At 65.6% G+C, this 15,132-nt stretch carries 15 protein-coding genes and 1 tRNA gene; 10 read left to right on the top strand and 6 right to left on the bottom strand.

Features of this window, described 5'->3' with window-relative positions; translation table 11 throughout:
* Both ACOJTD_RS17415 and ACOJTD_RS17410 read right to left on the bottom strand, forming a co-directional pair.
* Positions 1-378: inositol monophosphatase family protein (locus ACOJTD_RS17415; RefSeq protein ID WP_420134136.1), on the bottom strand; the 378-nt coding region annotated here is incomplete at its 3' end.
* Between the two features lie 533 nt (positions 379-911).
* Entirely contained in the window at positions 912-1,799 is an 888-nt protein-coding gene (locus ACOJTD_RS17410) for an N-formylglutamate amidohydrolase (RefSeq protein WP_420134135.1), read from the bottom strand.
* A gap of 280 nt (positions 1,800-2,079) precedes the next feature.
* Between ACOJTD_RS17410 and cpdR the strand changes: the two genes are divergently transcribed.
* The 3 genes from cpdR to ACOJTD_RS17395 all read left to right on the top strand — a co-directional run bounded on the left by cpdR (position 2,080) and on the right by ACOJTD_RS17395 (position 3,012).
* Positions 2,080-2,439, top strand: coding sequence for a cell cycle two-component system response regulator CpdR (cpdR, locus tag ACOJTD_RS17405; protein WP_011443381.1), 360 nt, complete (start codon positions 2,080-2,082; stop codon positions 2,437-2,439).
* Between the two features lie 84 nt (positions 2,440-2,523).
* Positions 2,524-2,598: transfer RNA gene (locus ACOJTD_RS17400), tRNA-Val, on the top strand.
* A 141-nt stretch (positions 2,599-2,739) separates the two neighbouring features.
* Positions 2,740-3,012: a hypothetical protein gene (locus ACOJTD_RS17395; protein WP_420134134.1), complete on the top strand. Its 273-nt coding sequence runs from the start codon at positions 2,740-2,742 to the stop codon at positions 3,010-3,012.
* Between the two features lie 99 nt (positions 3,013-3,111).
* On the opposite strand, the gene ACOJTD_RS17390 is transcribed toward ACOJTD_RS17395, so the two are convergent.
* Positions 3,112-3,729 (bottom strand): TetR/AcrR family transcriptional regulator, encoded by a 618-nt coding sequence (locus ACOJTD_RS17390; RefSeq protein WP_420134133.1) that lies wholly within the window; start codon positions 3,727-3,729, stop codon positions 3,112-3,114.
* Positions 3,730-3,948: 219 nt separating this feature from the next.
* Between ACOJTD_RS17390 and ACOJTD_RS17385 the strand changes: the two genes are divergently transcribed.
* The 5 genes from ACOJTD_RS17385 (at position 3,949) to ACOJTD_RS17365 (ending at position 10,240) form a co-directional block, all read left to right on the top strand.
* Positions 3,949-4,485, top strand: a complete 537-nt coding sequence (locus tag ACOJTD_RS17385) for a 2Fe-2S iron-sulfur cluster-binding protein (protein ID WP_420134132.1) — start codon at positions 3,949-3,951, stop codon at positions 4,483-4,485.
* Positions 4,482-5,468, top strand: coding sequence for an FAD binding domain-containing protein (locus ACOJTD_RS17380; RefSeq protein ID WP_420134131.1), 987 nt, complete (start codon positions 4,482-4,484; stop codon positions 5,466-5,468). The genes ACOJTD_RS17385 and ACOJTD_RS17380 overlap by 4 nt, the downstream gene beginning before the upstream one ends.
* Before the next feature lie 50 nt (positions 5,469-5,518).
* The gene (locus tag ACOJTD_RS17375; RefSeq protein ID WP_420134137.1) at positions 5,519-7,798 is read left to right on the top strand and encodes a xanthine dehydrogenase family protein molybdopterin-binding subunit; all 2,280 of its coding nucleotides are present in this window, start codon (positions 5,519-5,521) and stop codon (positions 7,796-7,798) included.
* A 148-nt stretch (positions 7,799-7,946) separates the two neighbouring features.
* Complete coding sequence (locus ACOJTD_RS17370) at positions 7,947-8,720, top strand: ABC transporter ATP-binding protein (protein ID WP_420134130.1); 774 nt, start codon at positions 7,947-7,949, stop codon at positions 8,718-8,720.
* Positions 8,717-10,240 carry a permease gene (locus ACOJTD_RS17365; protein WP_420134129.1) on the top strand — a complete coding sequence of 508 codons (1,524 nt, stop codon included), beginning with the start codon at positions 8,717-8,719 and terminating at the stop codon, positions 10,238-10,240. Before ACOJTD_RS17370 ends, ACOJTD_RS17365 begins: the two co-directional genes overlap by 4 nt.
* Positions 10,241-10,565: 325 nt before the next feature.
* Here ACOJTD_RS17365 and wrbA read toward each other — a convergent pair whose 3' ends face one another.
* The gene (wrbA, locus tag ACOJTD_RS17360; protein ID WP_420134128.1) at positions 10,566-11,165 is read right to left on the bottom strand and encodes an NAD(P)H:quinone oxidoreductase; all 600 of its coding nucleotides are present in this window, start codon (positions 11,163-11,165) and stop codon (positions 10,566-10,568) included.
* Positions 11,166-11,421: 256 nt separating this feature from the next.
* Positions 11,422-12,120, bottom strand: a complete 699-nt coding sequence (locus ACOJTD_RS17355; protein WP_054163790.1) for a pirin family protein — start codon at positions 12,118-12,120, stop codon at positions 11,422-11,424.
* Positions 12,121-12,252: 132 nt separating this feature from the next.
* On the opposite strand from ACOJTD_RS17355, the gene ACOJTD_RS17350 reads away from it, so the two are divergent.
* On the top strand, positions 12,253-13,179 hold the full coding sequence (locus tag ACOJTD_RS17350) for a LysR family transcriptional regulator (RefSeq protein ID WP_420134127.1): 927 nt from the start codon (positions 12,253-12,255) through the stop codon (positions 13,177-13,179).
* Here ACOJTD_RS17350 and ACOJTD_RS17345 read toward each other — a convergent pair.
* A complete protein-coding gene (locus ACOJTD_RS17345) occupies positions 13,166-13,999 on the bottom strand; it encodes a protein-disulfide reductase DsbD domain-containing protein (protein WP_420134126.1) in 834 nt (277 codons plus the stop codon). The two genes, ACOJTD_RS17350 and ACOJTD_RS17345, sit on opposite strands and share 14 nt — an antisense overlap.
* A 134-nt stretch (positions 14,000-14,133) precedes the next feature.
* On the opposite strand from ACOJTD_RS17345, the gene ACOJTD_RS17340 reads away from it, so the two are divergent.
* Complete coding sequence (locus ACOJTD_RS17340) at positions 14,134-14,766, top strand: YqgE/AlgH family protein (protein WP_420134125.1); 633 nt, start codon at positions 14,134-14,136, stop codon at positions 14,764-14,766.
* Positions 14,767-15,132 lie beyond the last annotated feature (366 nt).

The following is a 15,132-nucleotide window of genomic DNA, read 5'->3' as shown; positions in this document are numbered from 1 at the left end:
ACGCTCGCCAATGAAGGGCTGGTGCATCATGCCGAACACCGGCGTGCCCTTGTGCAACAGCGCGATCAGCGTGCCCCAGACAGGAAAGCCGGCGATGAAGGATTTGGTGCCGTCGATCGGATCGAGCACCCAGACGTAGTCGGCATCCTCGCGTTCGTTGCCGAACTCTTCGCCGATGATGCCATGTTGGGGGAAGCTCGCCTTGATCAGGCGGCGCATCACCGCTTCGCCGGCGCGGTCGGCTTCGGTCACCGGATCGAAGTCGCGGCCGGGCTGCTTGTTGTCGATCGTCAGCGAGGTGCGGAAGAACGGCAGGATGGTGTCGCCTGACGAGGTCGCGAGGCGTCCGATAAAGGCAGCGAAGTCGATGACCGTCACGGGGGGATCCTTGTCAGTCCGGGGTTACAACTGCACGACCCTAGGCTTGCCTGAAACCCAGCCCGTTCGCCTCACTTATTCTACGGAGCGGCACGGGGTCCAGTGGGTGAACCAATCACCGAAGCCTGCATTCACATTTTTCGGATGGTTGTTGCGTTCAGTTCGCTTTTTGTCGCAGCTGACCTCCCGGCAACAGGTGCAACCGGCGCAAAGATGTCGCAGCCGGGCTGAGACAATCGATTTTATCTCATTGATTTGGCTCAAATAAACGGATGCGCGCGACACGCGCCGCCGGTAACCTGACCTGCGTTTTTTGCATAGAAAAACGCTCAAAAACACTTGCGCTTTGTGCGGCGCGGCCGCATATTGTTGCGGTGCGGTAGCGCCTCGCGCTATCGCTGCCCTCCTTGGGCGTTTCCTCCCTAGACTTGGGCCGCTTGCCATCGCAAGCGGCCCTTTTTTCTGTCAGCAGTTGTTTACGGTACGATGTCGGACGAAGTCCGGCGAACCAATCAGTAGAACAGGTGCTTCGTCTACTCGGCCGCGGCCTGGAAGGGGCCGAGATCGCTGAGTGGGATCGACGCCAGCGCGTCGGCCAGCACGGTGAAATCCTCCGCGACCGTCCGGAACCGCTCGCTACGTTCGCGCAGCCGCTCGTCCATATAGATCGCCCGATTGAGCTCGACTTGAACCGTGTGCAGCCCGCTCGACGGATTGCCGTAGTGCTCGGTGATGAAGCCGCCGGCATATGGCTTGTTGCGGCCCACCGAATAGCCACGTGCCGCCATCGTTTCCTCGACCACGCCGGGAATCAGCGCCGCGCAGCTGGTGCCGTAGCGATCGCCGATCACCACGTCCGGACGCCGCGGTTCGTCCCGTGCGACACCGACCGACGGCATCGAATGGCAGTCGACCAGAATCACGGTGCCCCAGGTCTGGTGCGCCTTGTTGATGAGCCGCCGCAGCGCGCGATGATACGGCTTGTAAAGCGTCTCGATCCGGGCGAGCGCGTCGTCGACGGCGATCCGCTCGCGATAGATTTCCTGGCCGTCGCCGACCACGCGCGGGATCGTGCCGAGGCCGCCGGCGACCCGCATCGAGCGGGTGTTGGCGAAGCTTGGCAGCCGGCCGACGAACATCCGCGGATCGAGTTCGTAGGGCTCGCGATTGACGTCGATATAGGAGCGCGGGAAGTGCGCCCGGACGACCGGGAAGCCGCGATGGGACAGGTGATCGATCAACTCGTCCATGAACGAGTCTTCGGAGCGCTGCAGCGCCTCGAGATCGATTCGCGACGCGTTGAGAAACGCGTTCGGGTAGACCGAGCCCGAATGCGGCGAATTGAAAATGATCGGCGCGCGCCAAACCTCGGGCTCGGCAATCTCGAACGGGGGCGAGAAGTCTCCGTCGAATTCGGTCATCGTCGTCCGCCCGTCAAATCCGATGGTCTCCACGCGTGTATCGCCGGTCCCGTTAAATCCGACATTGTGGGAAATCGGATCGACCTGCCAAGCAAAATCATTCCAGATTGCAACCTAACCAAGGCATCTCACGAAAGTGCCTCGGTCTGTTATTTGCGGCATGATCCAGCAGAGGATCGACGCCTGCGAATGCTCCGGGGCAAGAATTTCACCCGAAATTTACCAAACGCCGGTCTAAGTGAATCAACATTTTCACGACCGGATGCGAAGTCCTGCAATGATGCACAAGATCCTCCTCGCCGAAGACGACAACGACATGCGCCGGTTCCTGGTCAAGGCCTTGGAAAACGCCGGGTTCCAGGTTTCCTCGTTCGACAATGGCATGTCGGCTTACCAGCGGCTGCGCGAGGAGCCGTTCGAGATGCTGCTCACCGATATCGTAATGCCCGAGATGGACGGCATCGAGCTGGCGCGTCGTGCTTCGGAGCTCGATCCGGACATCAAGATCATGTTCATCACCGGCTTTGCGGCGGTTGCGCTGAATTCCGATTCGGAAGCACCGAAGAACGCCAAGGTGCTGTCCAAGCCCGTGCACCTGCGCGAATTGGTCAGCGAAGTGAACAAGATGCTCGCCGCCTGAAATTGGCGTCGAAATCCTGCTTTGGTGTCCTTGCCTGACCGGCCCGGAGCCGATATAGGGACGCCACCCGTGAAGACGATCTGAGGGCGCGTAGCTCAGCGGGAGAGCACCTCGTTGACATCGAGGGGGTCACAGGTTCGATCCCTGTCGCGCCCACCATCCCCCAGATCCCATCCAACCCCGATCCCAGGTTCCCTTTCGACGCATTGCGGTTTGTTTTGTGCGTTGGCGTTCCGTCGGAACGAAGCGCCCTGCGACGAATTGGCTCAGCATCGCCATTCGACGCAAGGGAGCGACCCGATGATCAAGCAGATTGCCGTCACCGCCGCCGCACTGGCGGCTCTATCCACCGCTGCGATTGCGCCGGCCAGCGCCGACGAAGTCGGCATCGGTGTGGGTCCGGTGGGTGTGACGGTCGGCAGCCCAGGCCCGTACTACGACCGCGACGACCACTATGTGGTTCGCGAACGCCGAGTCTATCGCGAGCGCGAGCCCGACGAGACCGTGGTAGTTCGCCGGCAGTATCGCGAAGAGCCGCGCCGTCGCGTGATCATCGAGCACGACGACGACTAAACCATCGATCCCAACGACGAACGGCCTCCTTCGCGGAGGCCGTTTTTGTTGGCTGATATCGAGGCAGCCGAGCGCCCCTCAAGCCGAACCAGGCTTCGATTATTTGCCGTGATCGGCACCGTAGCGCAGGCCGTCGATCAGCAATGCGACCATGCGGCTAGTATGCTCCGGATCGTTGCCGGGACCAGATGTGCAGAGCTGAGCGACCGCCTTCAGCAGATCGAACGGCTCCACATCGCGCCGTACCTCGCCGGCCGCGACCGCCGTGTCCAGCAGTGACTGCAGCGCTGGACGAAGCCGCTCTTCGAAATAGGCCGGCAGGCTGTCATAGGCCGGATTGCCGGAATAAAGCGCCGCCGCCAGGCCACGCTTGGTGGCGATAAAGTCGACGTAGCGCTGCATCCAGCGCGACAACGCCTCGACCGGCGGATACTCCGCGGCGAGTGTCGCGGCCGCGTCCGCGCAGGCATCCACGCCGTTGCGAAACACCGCGACGATCAGGTCCGAGCGCTGCGGGAAATGCCGATACAGTGTGCCCACGCCGACGCCCGCCTTTTCGGCGATTTCACGCACCGGGGCATCCACCCCTGAAACGGCGAACACCGCCAGTGCCGCGTCGAGCAAGGTCTGGAGATTGCGCTGAGCGTCCGCGCGGACCCGACGCGGCTGACCGGCGGCGGCCGGCGCGGCGCGTTTTCGGGGCGGCTTTTCGGACACAAGAATACCTCTTGATAAACGGAACAATGTTCCGTATAAAGGAGTTGCTGGTTCGTTATCTCATATCGAACCCCGCCGGGCTACGCGGCACCGGCCACACAACCAGCGTCAGAACTAACGAGCCACTCAGCGGTTAGCGATTTTTCCGTCCCGTACAACGTACGCGCGCGGACACGACCGCTTGCGTCTTTGCTCCAGTCCCGTCCCGAAGGAGGTCTTATGACCGCTGATCGACCAGCCGCGTCTTCCGCGGCGATCCGTATCAATGGAGTCGACTATCCGATCCCCGCCGATCCGCGGGTCTCGCTGCTCGACCTGCTACGCGAGACACTCAATCTTCACGGCACCAAGAAGGGCTGCAACCAGGGTGCCTGCGGCGCCTGCACGGTGCTGGTGGACGGCGAGCGCATCGTGTCCTGCCTGTCGCTGGCGGTGCAGCACGCCGGCCGCAGCGTCACCACCATCGAAGGCTTGGCCAACGAACACGGCCTGCATCCGTTGCAACAGGCCTTTATCGAGCACGACGGCTTCCAGTGCGGCTACTGCACGCCCGGCCAGATCTGCTCGGCCGTCGGCATGGCCAACGAACTCAAGCGTGGCGTGCCAAGCCACGTGACCCGTGATCTGGCCGACGACCATGTCGCGCCGACGCACGACGAAATCCGCGAGCGCATGAGCGGCAATCTCTGCCGATGCGGCGCGCACAACGGCATCATCGCGGCGATCCGCGACACCTATGCGGAGGCCGCAGAATGACACCCTTCGATTACTCTCGAGCCGGCGACGTCGCCGAAGCCGTGCGGCTCGGCGCCGCGGCGCAGTCCAAGTTTCTCGGCGGCGGCACCAACCTGGTCGACCTGATGCGCGAGACGCTCGAGCGGCCGAGCGCACTGGTCGATATCACCGGCCTGCCGGCCGGCATCACCGAGCGCGACGACGGCGGCCTGCTAATCGGAGCGGCGGTTCGCAACACCGCGCTCGCCGAACATCGCGCCGTGCGGACGCGCTATCCGTTGCTGTCGCGCGCCATCCTGGCGGGCGCCTCGGCGCAGATCCGCAACATGGCGACTGTCGGCGGCAATCTGCTGCAGCGGACGCGTTGTACTTACTTCTACGACGATGCCGGCTCGCGCTGTAACAAGCGCAGCCCGGGACAGGGCTGCGACGCGATCGACGGCTTTAACCGCAACCACGCGATCCTCGGCGCATCCACAGCATGCGTTGCGACGCATCCGTCCGACATGTGCGTGGCGCTCGTCGCGCTCGATGCGATGGTGCATCTCGAAGGGGCCGGCGGCAAGCGGACCTTGCCGTTCGGCGAGGTCCATCGCCTGCCGGGAGATCGTCCAGATCAGGAGACGGGGCTGCAGCCCGGCGAACTGATCACCGCAATCGAACTGCCGGCACAGCCGATCGCCGCGCGCTCGACCTATCGCAAGGTCCGCGATCGTTCGAGCTACGCGTTCGCGCTGGTGTCGGTCGCCGCTGCGCTCGAGCTCGAGGGCGGCAGGGTCAAGGATGTGCGGCTCGCACTCGGCGGCGTTGCTCACAAGCCGTGGCGCGCGCTCAAGGCCGAGCAGGTGCTACGCGGCGGGGAAGCCACGGTGGAGGCGTTCCGCGCCGCTGCCGATGCCGAACTCGCCGACGCCGTGCCGCTGCGCGACAACGCTTTCAAGATCGAACTGGCCAAACGCACGATCACTGCCGTGCTCGGCGAACTCGCAGGAGATGCCCGATGAGCATCGTCAACGAAGCCAAACAAGCCGTGCGCGGCGCCGTTCAGGATCTGATGGAGAAGGCCGTCGCACTCGCTCCCGATAATTGGATGCCGGGCGGCGATCCAGATCCGTTGATCCGCACCAAGCACGGGTCAATCGGCGCCTCGGTGCCGCGGGTCGACGGTCCGCTGAAGGTCCGCGGCGCCGCGCCGTTCGCGGCGGAGTTCACGCTCGACGGCATGCTGTATGCGGCGCTGATGTTCAGCGCCGTGCCGAAGGGCCGGATCGCCTCGCTCGACACCGCCGCGGCCGAGACCGCGCCCGGCGTCGCGCTGGTGATGACCCATCGCAATGCGCCGCGGATGAAGCCGATGCCGCTGTTCATGACCGCCGAGAAGGCCGGCGGCGGCGACAATCTGCCGATCATGCAGGACGACCGCATCCACTGGAACGGCCAGCCGATCGCCGTGGTGCTGGCGGAGACGCAGGAGCAGGCCGATCACGCCGTCTCGCTGATCCGCGCGAGCTACGAGACCGAGGCGGCGGTGACCAGCTTTGCCACGGCGAAGGCCAAGGGCACCGAGCCGGGCCTGTTCATGGGCCAGCCGCTCAAGGCCGAGAAGGGCAAGGCCGAGCCGGCGCTCGCCGCCGCACCGGTGCGGGTCGACTGCCGCTACACCACGCCGCGGCACAATCACAACGCGATCGAGCCGCACGCCGCCACGGTGACGTGGCTGGGCGACAAACTCATCGTGCACGACGCCTCGCAGGCAGTGCAGCACACCGCCTGGTCGCTCGGCGATATCTTCGGCATCGCCGAAGAGCAGGTGCACGTCACCTCGCCCTTCGTCGGCGGCGGATTCGGCGGCAAGTGTCTGTGGCAGCATCAGGTGCTCGGCGCCGCGGCGTCGAAACTCGCCGGGCGGCCGGTGCGCATCGCGCTGTCGCGCGAGGGCGTGTACCGGCTGATCGGCGGCCGCACGCTCACCGAGCAGCGCTTCGCGATCGGCGCGGAGCCGGACGGACGCTTCGTGTCGCTGATCCACACCGGCACGGTCGCGACGGCCAAGCAGAACGCGTTTCCCGAGCCGTTTATCCTGCCGACGATGAGCAGTTATGGTTCGCCGAACATCAAGCTCGACGTCGAGGTGGCCGATCTCGACATGCTGGCCAACACCTTCATGCGGGCGCCGGGTGAAGCGGTTGGCAGCTTCGCGATGGAGTCGGCGATCGACGAGATGGCGGTGGCGCTCGGGATGGATCCGGTCGAACTCCGCATCCTCAATCAGCCGGAAGAAGACCCTTTGAAGGGCACGCCGTTCTCGTCGCGGCATATCATCGACGCCTGGCGCGCCGGCGCCGAGCGCTTCGGCTGGTCGAAGCGCAACCCGACCGCCGCCAGCGTGCGCGATGGCGAGTGGCTGGTCGGGATGGGGTGCGCCACCGCGACCTATCCGTATCACCGCATGCCGGGCGGTGCGGCGCGGATCACCCTCACGCGCGACGGCGGGGCGAAGGTCGAGATCGCCGCGCACGAGATGGGCATGGGCACCGCGACGGCGCACACTCAGGTCGTCGCTGATCGACTTAGTCTGTCGCGTGATCAGGTGACGTTCGCCTATGGCGACTCGCTGTTCCCCGGCGTCGTGCTCGCTGGCGGCTCGCAGCAGACTGCCTCGATCGGCGCCTCGGTGATCGCTGCACATCGCGTGTTGATGAGCGAGTTGCTCAAGCTCGCCGGCAACGACTCGCCGCTGGCGGGTCTCAGTGCGGATGAAGTCGGCACGCTGAACGGCGGCCTCGCCAAGCTCGACGATCCGTCGCGCCACGAGAGCTACGTCTCGATCCTCACCCGGGCGGGGCGCGATCAGGTGTCGGCGGACGGCAGCGCCGCGGCGCCGCTCGAGACGATGCACTGGTCGATGCATTCGTTCGGAGCGCTGTTCTGCGAAGTCGGCGTCAACAGCGTCACCGGCGAAACGCGCGTGCGTCGGTTCCTCGGCTCGTATGATTGCGGCCGGATCCTCAATCCGAAGACCGCGGCAAGCCAGTTCCGCGGCGGCATCATCATGGGCCTCGGCCTGGCGCTGATGGAGGAGACGCAATTCGACGAGCGTAACGGCCGGGTGATGAATCCGAGTCTCGCCGAGTATCACGTGCCGGTGCATCTCGACGTGCCGGAGATCGACGTGATCTGGACCGATATTCCCGATCCGCGTGCTCCGATGGGCGCCCGCGGCATCGGCGAAATCGGCATCACCGGCGTCGGCGCCGCGGTCGCCAATGCGGTGTTCAACGCTACCGGCAAGCGCATTCGCGACCTGCCGATTACGCTCGACAAGCTGATGTGAACGGGGGCAGCCCGGGAGCTGCTAACCGCCCGCTAACCATCGCGACGTGCGACGGCCTCCTTGAGACGGGAGGCCGTGGCCGTTTCGGCAACCGGATTCATCGCGGCGAAACTTCTCCCCGCCATCTTGCTGTACTACCGAACCAGCCATGCGCCACGGGGACGATATGACGGGATCGACCGGCTTCGCGCTGGAACTGCGCGGCCTAACAAAAAGCTATGATCGCCCCGCCGTTGATAAGCTCGATCTCACCGTACGGCGCGGTGAGTTCTACGCGCTGCTCGGCCCCAACGGTGCCGGCAAGACCACGACGCTGCGGATGGTCGCCGGGCTGCTGCAGCCGGACGCCGGATCGATCCGCGTGCTCGGCATCGATGCGCTGGCCGATCCGATCGTCGCCAAGCAGGTCACCGCCTGGGTGTCGGACGAGCCGATGATCTACGACAAGCTGACGCCGCTGGAATATCTCGCCTTCGTTGCCGGTCTGTGGGGCTGCGATGCCGATCGTGCCGAGGCCAAGTCGATCCGATTGCTGGAGCAACTCGACCTGACGGCGCACCAGCATCAGCGCTGCGAGGGCTTCTCGAAGGGCATGCGGCAGAAAGTGGCGCTGGCCGGCGCGCTGGTTCACGAACCACAACTGATCATTCTCGACGAGCCGCTCACCGGGCTCGACGCCGTGTCGGCGCGCCGCGTCAAGGAGATCCTGCAGGCGCGGGTGCAGGCCGGCTGCACCGTGATCATGACGACCCACATCCTCGAAGTCGCCGAGCGCATGGCCGACCGGATCGGCGTGATCGTCGCCGGGCGGCTGGTGGCGGAAGGCACGCTCGGCGAACTGCGCAGCCGGATCGGCCACGGCGATTCCAGCCTCGAAGACATGTTCGTCGCGCTGGTCGGCGGCGAGGCCGTGCCGGCATGACCACGGCGACGCTGGCCAGCTTCGCGCGGCACGATCTGCGCCTCGCCTGGCGCGACTTCCTCGGCATGCTGACAGCCGGTCGACGCGGCCGGGCTCGCAATATCGTGTTGGCGCTCATTGTGATTGCGGCGCTGCTACATCTGCCAGCGTGGGGTCTTGTCGGCCGCTATGCCGGACTCACTCAGGACGCGGACCAGACCAGCCGGCTGGTGATCGCCGTGACGCTGGCGCTGAGCTGGCTGCTGATGCTGTCGCAGGCGATCGAGTCGGTGACGCGGGTGTTCTACAGCCGCGCCGATCTCGATCTCATCATGTCGTCGCCGGTGCCGCTGGCGCGCGTGTTCTCCGTGCGCATGGCGGCGATCGCGCTGACCGTCACGGTGATGGCGCTGCTGTTCGCCGCGCCGGTGATCGACGTGCTGGCGCTTGGCGGAGGCGCGCATTGGCTGACGGCGTTCGGTGTCGTCGCGGCGATCGGGATCTCCGCCTCGGCGGCGGCGATCGCGGTGGCGCTCCTGCTGTTTCAACTGATCGGGCCGAAGCGGACGCGGCTGGCGGCGCAGATCGTCTCGGTGGTGATCGGCGCCGGCTTCGTCATCGGCCTGCAGATTGCCGCGATCCTCTCGACCGGAACGTTGTCGCGATTTTCGCTGCTGACCTCTGATGTCGCGGCGAGATGGGCGCCGGACGCGGCCAGCGTGCTGTGGTGGCCGGCGCGCGCCGTTCTGGGCGACACGCAGGCGCTGGCTGCACTGCTCAGTGTCAGCCTTGTCCTGCTCGGGCTGGTGATGATCTGGGTGACGCCGCGGCTCGGCTCCGTGGTGATTGCGGCGGCGGGCGCGAATACGACCGTTGCACGACAACGCGCCGCTCGCTTCCGCCGCGGCTCGCGGCAGCAGGCGTTGCGGCTGAAGGAGTTCATGCTGCTCCGGCGCGACCCTTGGCTGGTGTCGCAATCGCTGATGCAACTGCTCTATCTGGTACCGCCGGCGCTGCTGCTGTGGCGGAGCTTCTCGGACAAATCGACCGCCGTCGTGCTTGCCGCGCCGGTGATCGTGATGGCGGCCGGCCAGCTCGCGGGCGGGTTGGCCTGGCTGACGATCTCGGGCGAGGACGCACCCGACCTGATCGACACCGCGCCGCTGCCGCCGTCCGCGGTCACGCGAGCGCGTATCGAAGTGGTGTTGATGGGAATTGGGATCGTGGTCGCGCCGCTTATCGTGCCGCTCGCGGTTCTGTCGCCGCTGCTGGCTCTGGTCACCGGCGTCGGCTGCGGATTGGCGGCGGCTTCGGCGACAGCGATTCAGTTGTGGTTCAGGGTCCAGGCGCGGCGCAGCCAGTTTCGGCGGCGTCAGACGTCGTCGCGGCTCGCGACCTTCGCCGAGGCGTTCTCGTCGATCGGCTGGGCGGCCACAGCGGTTTTGGCACTCACCGAGCCGTCGTTCGCGCTGGTGTCGGCGGCCTTCACGCTCGGCATCCTGCTGATCACCTGGCGTTTCAGTCCGCGTCGGGCGGCATAGCGCCGGTGCAACTGCGGCACTGGCGGCGTCCGTAAGTGGCAACGCTGAGGCTCTTACACATCAGCCGCTTGGCCATCACTTGCAGCGGGCTGCGGGCGAGTTGAAGCATGAAATACATTTCGAGCATGGTCGTTCTCCGGCGGGCTTTGCGCAGATAGAGCGCCGCGCCGCGCGCGAGTAGGGCTGGCGCCGGAACACCAGCCATGCAAGATCAATGCATCTGCATTAATCTGGGATTGGGTGCCGTCCGGCACAAGCCGGTGCGGCGATTCGCACCGGCGATGGGGCGGTGGGCGCCGCGCTCGGCGACGCCCGCATTGGCGGATCAGCCGTGCAGCTTGATCGCGGTCTCGGCAACCGCCTTGCCTTGATAGCGGGCGCCGGCGAGTTCGGTGGCGCTGGGCTGACGCGAGCCGTCGCCGCCGGTGATCGTTGTGGCGCCGTAGGGCGCGCCGCCGGTCACCTCGTCGAGACGCATCTGATCACCGAAGCCGTAATTGAGGCCGACCACCACCATGCCGAAATGCAGCAGGTTGGTCATGATCGAGAATAGCGTGGTCTCCTGGCCGCCGTGCTGGGTCGCGGTCGAGGTGAAGGCGCCGCCGACCTTGCCGTTCAGGGCGCCCTTCGCCCACAGCCCGCCGGCCTGATCCAGGAAGTTGGCCATCTGCGACGCCATCCGGCCGAACCGGGTGCCGGTGCCGACGATGATCGCGTCGTAATTAGCAAGGTCGTCGATCGTGGCGACCGGCGCGGCCTGGTCGAGCTTGTAGTACGAGGCCTTGGCGACATCCGGCGGCACCAGCTCGGGCACGCGCTTGATGTCGACCTGAGCACCCGCCTCGCGCGCGCCCTCGGCGACCGCATTCGCCATCGTCTCGATGTGGCCGTATGCCGAGTAGTAAAGAACCAGAACATTCGCCATGGGAGTCTCCTTTGAGTGGGATTGGGGTGGTGAGTGATCAGTGGTGTTGAGTTATTAGTAAGTCGTCATGGCCGGGCTTGACCCGCCTGCGGGGCCGAAGCCCCTTCGGCGCGGCGTAGGCCCGGCCATCCATCCTCTTCGTCAGGACTCTCTCGCGAAGAAGGATGGATGCGCGGGTCAAGCCCGCGCATGACGGCGGTGCGAGAGGCGGCGCCGTGCCAACGCTCGGCGCCCCGTTGTGTTCGCCGCTGCAGCGTTACGCCGCGTCGACCAGAACCACCTCGGCGTCTTCGAGGGCCGTGATGGTGACCTTGGCCTCATCGCGGATCGCGGCGCCGTCGCGGGCGTCGACCTTGACGCCGTTGACCTCGACGCTGCCGACCGCGGGCACCAGATAGAGGTGCCGGGCCTTGCCGGCCTCGTATTCGGCGCTCTCGCCGGCCTTCAGAGTGGTGGCGAGCACCCGCGCATCGGCCCGGATCGGCAGGGCGTCGGTGTCACCCTTCACGCCGGACGCGATGGTGACGAGCTTGCCGGAGCGGTCCGACTTGGGGAACGGCTTGGAGCCCCAGGTGGGCTGGCCGCCGGCCTGCGTCGGCTCGATCCAGATCTGGAAGATCCGGGTGGTTTCCGGCTCCAGATTGTATTCCGAGTGACGCACGCCTGATCCCGCACTCATCACCTGCACGTCGCCGGCCTCGGTGCGGCCCTTGTTGCCGAGCGAGTCCTCGTGGGTGATGGCGCCATCGCGCACATAGGTGATGATCTCCATGTCGCGATGCGGATGCGGCGGGAAGCCGGTGTTCGGCGCGATTTCATCGTCGTTCCAGACCCGCAGGGCGCCGTGGCCCATGTTGTTGGGGTCGTAATAGCTGGCGAACGAGAAGTGGTGCTTGGCCTTGAGCCAGCCGTGATCGGCGCCGCCGAGCTTGGTGAAGGGACGAAGTTCAATCATGGGAATTCTCCCTGGTTTGGCGCCGCCTCGGCGCCGGTGAAGTGATTGGTGTCTGGATAAGCTCTGGCTTGCGTTTCAGAAATAGAAATGATTGAAACTCATTGTTTCCGAAATTGACCCAATGGGCTGCCGATGACCAAGCTGCCGGACTTCGAAGGGCTGGCGATCTTCGCCAAGGTGGTGGAGCTGCGTTCGTTCGCGGCGGCGGCGGCCGAGCTGACGATGTCCAAGGCGACCGTCTCCAAGGCGGTGACGCGGCTGGAGGCGCGGCTCGGCGCGCGGCTGTTCAACCGCACCTCGCGGCGGCTGGCGCTGACCGATGCGGGGCAGCGGCTCGCCGAGCGCGCCGCGCAACTGCTGGCCGATGGCGAGGCGGCCGAGAGCGAAGCGCTGGCGCAATCCGCTGCGCCGCGCGGCCTGGTGCGGCTGGCGGTGCCGATGACCTTCGGCGTCAACGTGGTGGCGCCGCTACTGCCCGACTTCCTCACAGCCTACCCGGAAGTCTCCGTCGACCTGCATCTGTCCGACCAGATGGTCGACCTGATTGGCGAAGGCTTCGATGCCGGCGTGCGGATCGCGTCGCTGCCGGATTCCTCGCTGGTAGCGCGGCGGCTGTGCGCGATGCCGCGCTACACGGTGGCGGCCAACTCCTATCTGGAGCGGCATGGCCGCCCGACGCATCCGATGCAGCTCGCCGATCATCGCTGCCTCGGCTACGCCTATCTGTCGACGCCGAACGCCTGGCACTACAGCAACGCGCAGGGCGAACAGGCGGCGGTGCGGCCGTCAGGGCCGCTGCGGGTCAATAATGGCGAGGCGCTGCTGCCTGCGGTGATCGCCGGGCTCGGCATCGCCGATCTGCCGGAGTTCATCGTCGGCGACGCCATCGTGGCCGGTCAGGTCGAGGTCATCCTGGAAGGGTGGCAGCAGCGGGAGAGTTCGGTACATCTGGTGATGCCGCCCGGGGGGCCGCGCCCGGCGCGTGTGGAAGTGCTTGCGGCGTTTCTGGCCGACCGCCTCGCCAAACGCCGGCCGCCGCGCCGGCTCAGTTCAGATTGACGTTGAACTCGTAAGACTTGTCGGGGCCGACCAGGGTGAACTTCAACGCCGCGCCTTCGGCATGCGCGCCCTGCGGCAGACCTTCGAGCGGGAAGGTGAAGCGCTGCACGCCCTCAGGTGCGTTCGGCGCCCGCTTCGGGATCGGCAGCGCCCACTCAGGCGTCGGCCCCTCGACGAACAGGCTGACCTTGCTGGCCGGCGGGGCCACCACATCGACCCAGACTTCGGTGTCGCCGCGCATCACTACGTCGCGGATCGTGATCGGATTCGGATCGCCGACATTCGCGGGCACCGGAACGGTATCGAGGGCGGCCGCGAGCGCGCTGTCTTGGGTGCTGGCGACGCTGGTGAACGTCAGCTCCGGCGCGGCCTCGACCGGCACGCACAATTTCTCGCACACCGCGTAGCTGATCGCGGCGCGCAGCGTCACCGGCTTGTCGGCGTTCTTCGCCACGATACGCAGCGGCAGCACGACGCTCGACTTGTAGCCGAGCGAAGTACCGCCCGCGCCGTCGGCAAACGCCGTCGGCGCCGGCCACAGGATCGTCACCGCTTCGACGTTGTCGGATTTGGAGAAGTCGAACCGCGGCGGCACGCCGGAGTCGCCGGGAGAGCGCCAGTAGGTTTTCCAGCCAGGCTGCAACTGGAAAGCAATGCCACCCAGCAGCACCGCGCCGCTGCGCGATCCCGCCAGCAGCCGCACCGCGGAGTGGCTTTCGCTCACCCATGGCGATGCGTCGTCGGCTCGAACGGCGCTCATCGAAAACAACGCAAACAGCGCGGCGATCAGCGCCGGCCGAACAGGAACGAATGTGATCATGTGACGTATTTACGCACGCAATCCGCAGAGAACCACTGAATTGCCTGTGACCGAGGCGGCACTGTGCGGCGACTGGTTGATTGACAGGATTGGCACCCAATATCAGGATAATGGTGCAACGCGAGGATCCCCTGATGGCGACCAAGTCCAAAAGGCCCAAATCCGGCGAGGCCAGGCCGACGGAGCAGGGGGGCTATCTCGACGGCCAGTTGCTGATCGCAATGCCGGTGATGGAAGATGAGCGCTTCGCGCGCTCGGTGATCTACATCTGCGCGCATTCATCGGAAGGCGCCATGGGCATCATCGTCAATCGTCCGGCCGGCAGCATCGATTTTCCCGAACTGCTGGTGCAGCTCGACATCGTCGAGAAGCCCGAACAGATCAAGCTTCCGGATCATGCCGAGTCGATGAAGGTGCTGCGCGGCGGGCCGGTCGAGACCGGACGCGGCTTCGTGCTGCACTCCAGCGATTTCTTCATCAAGGATGCAACCTTGCCGATCGATGAAGGCATTTCTCTGACCGCCACCGTCGACATCCTGAAGGCGATCGCGAGCGGCTCCGGCCCGAAGCGTGCGATCCTCGCGCTCGGCTATGCGGGCTGGGCGCCTGGCCAGCTCGAGACCGAAATTCAGGACAATGGCTGGCTGCATTGCGACGCCGACGCCGATCTGGTGTTCGGCAACGACATCGAAGAGAAGTACACTCGCGCCTTGCACAAGCTCGGCATCGAGCCGGGGATGTTGTCGGCCGAAGCGGGCCACGCGTAGTTAGTCTCGAAGCTCGCGCTCACACACACATCCGTCATCGCCCGCGAAAGCGGGCGATCCAGTATTACAGAGCGCTCGTTATTCAGCGCAAGCGCGCCGCAGTACTGGATCCTCAGCTTTCGCGGAGGATGACGGTTGTGGGTGGTGGGAGGCGGAAGCTTAACCTAGCAAACGTCCGTCATGCGCGGGCTTGACCCGCGCATCCATCTTCTTCGAAAAATGCTTGTTACGAAGAACGATGGATTGCCGGGTCAAGCCCGGCAATGACCCCCTACTAACTGCGGAGCGCCGCTATCAGCTCGCCGCTTCCAGCCGCTCTTCCGTCAGCAGCCGCATCGCGGCTTCGGCGTCCATCGGTTCGCCGAA

Origin of the sequence: Rhodopseudomonas sp. (assembly GCF_048594845.1) — a bacterium.
GTDB lineage: Bacteria > Pseudomonadota > Alphaproteobacteria > Rhizobiales > Xanthobacteraceae > Rhodopseudomonas.
The sequence above is the reverse complement of the archived record's forward strand: the minus strand, read 5'-3'. Positions and strand labels throughout refer to the sequence as shown.

What these genes read in the sequence shown, in the direction of transcription:
- ACOJTD_RS17375 (WP_420134137.1), top strand. Translation starts at nt 5,519, where the DNA reads ATGGAGAAGGCCGTCGCACTCGCTCCCGATAATTGGATGCCGGGCGGC.
- ACOJTD_RS17380 (WP_420134131.1), top strand. Translation starts at nt 4,482, where the DNA reads ATGACACCCTTCGATTACTCTCGAGCCGGCGACGTCGCCGAAGCCGTG.
- ACOJTD_RS17340 (WP_420134125.1), top strand. Translation starts at nt 14,134, where the DNA reads ATGGCGACCAAGTCCAAAAGGCCCAAATCCGGCGAGGCCAGGCCGACG.
- ACOJTD_RS17345 (WP_420134126.1), bottom strand. Translation starts at nt 13,999, where the DNA reads ATGATCACATTCGTTCCTGTTCGGCCGGCGCTGATCGCCGCGCTGTTT.
- ACOJTD_RS17385 (WP_420134132.1), top strand. Translation starts at nt 3,949, where the DNA reads ATGACCGCTGATCGACCAGCCGCGTCTTCCGCGGCGATCCGTATCAAT.
- cpdR (WP_011443381.1), top strand. Translation starts at nt 2,080, where the DNA reads ATGCACAAGATCCTCCTCGCCGAAGACGACAACGACATGCGCCGGTTC.
- wrbA (WP_420134128.1), bottom strand. Translation starts at nt 11,165, where the DNA reads ATGGCGAATGTTCTGGTTCTTTACTACTCGGCATACGGCCACATCGAG.
- ACOJTD_RS17365 (WP_420134129.1), top strand. Translation starts at nt 8,717, where the DNA reads ATGACCACGGCGACGCTGGCCAGCTTCGCGCGGCACGATCTGCGCCTC.
- ACOJTD_RS17395 (WP_420134134.1), top strand. Translation starts at nt 2,740, where the DNA reads ATGATCAAGCAGATTGCCGTCACCGCCGCCGCACTGGCGGCTCTATCC.
- ACOJTD_RS17350 (WP_420134127.1), top strand. Translation starts at nt 12,253, where the DNA reads ATGACCAAGCTGCCGGACTTCGAAGGGCTGGCGATCTTCGCCAAGGTG.
- ACOJTD_RS17410 (WP_420134135.1), bottom strand. Translation starts at nt 1,799, where the DNA reads ATGACCGAATTCGACGGAGACTTCTCGCCCCCGTTCGAGATTGCCGAG.
- ACOJTD_RS17370 (WP_420134130.1), top strand. Translation starts at nt 7,947, where the DNA reads ATGCGCCACGGGGACGATATGACGGGATCGACCGGCTTCGCGCTGGAA.
- ACOJTD_RS17355 (WP_054163790.1), bottom strand. Translation starts at nt 12,120, where the DNA reads ATGATTGAACTTCGTCCCTTCACCAAGCTCGGCGGCGCCGATCACGGC.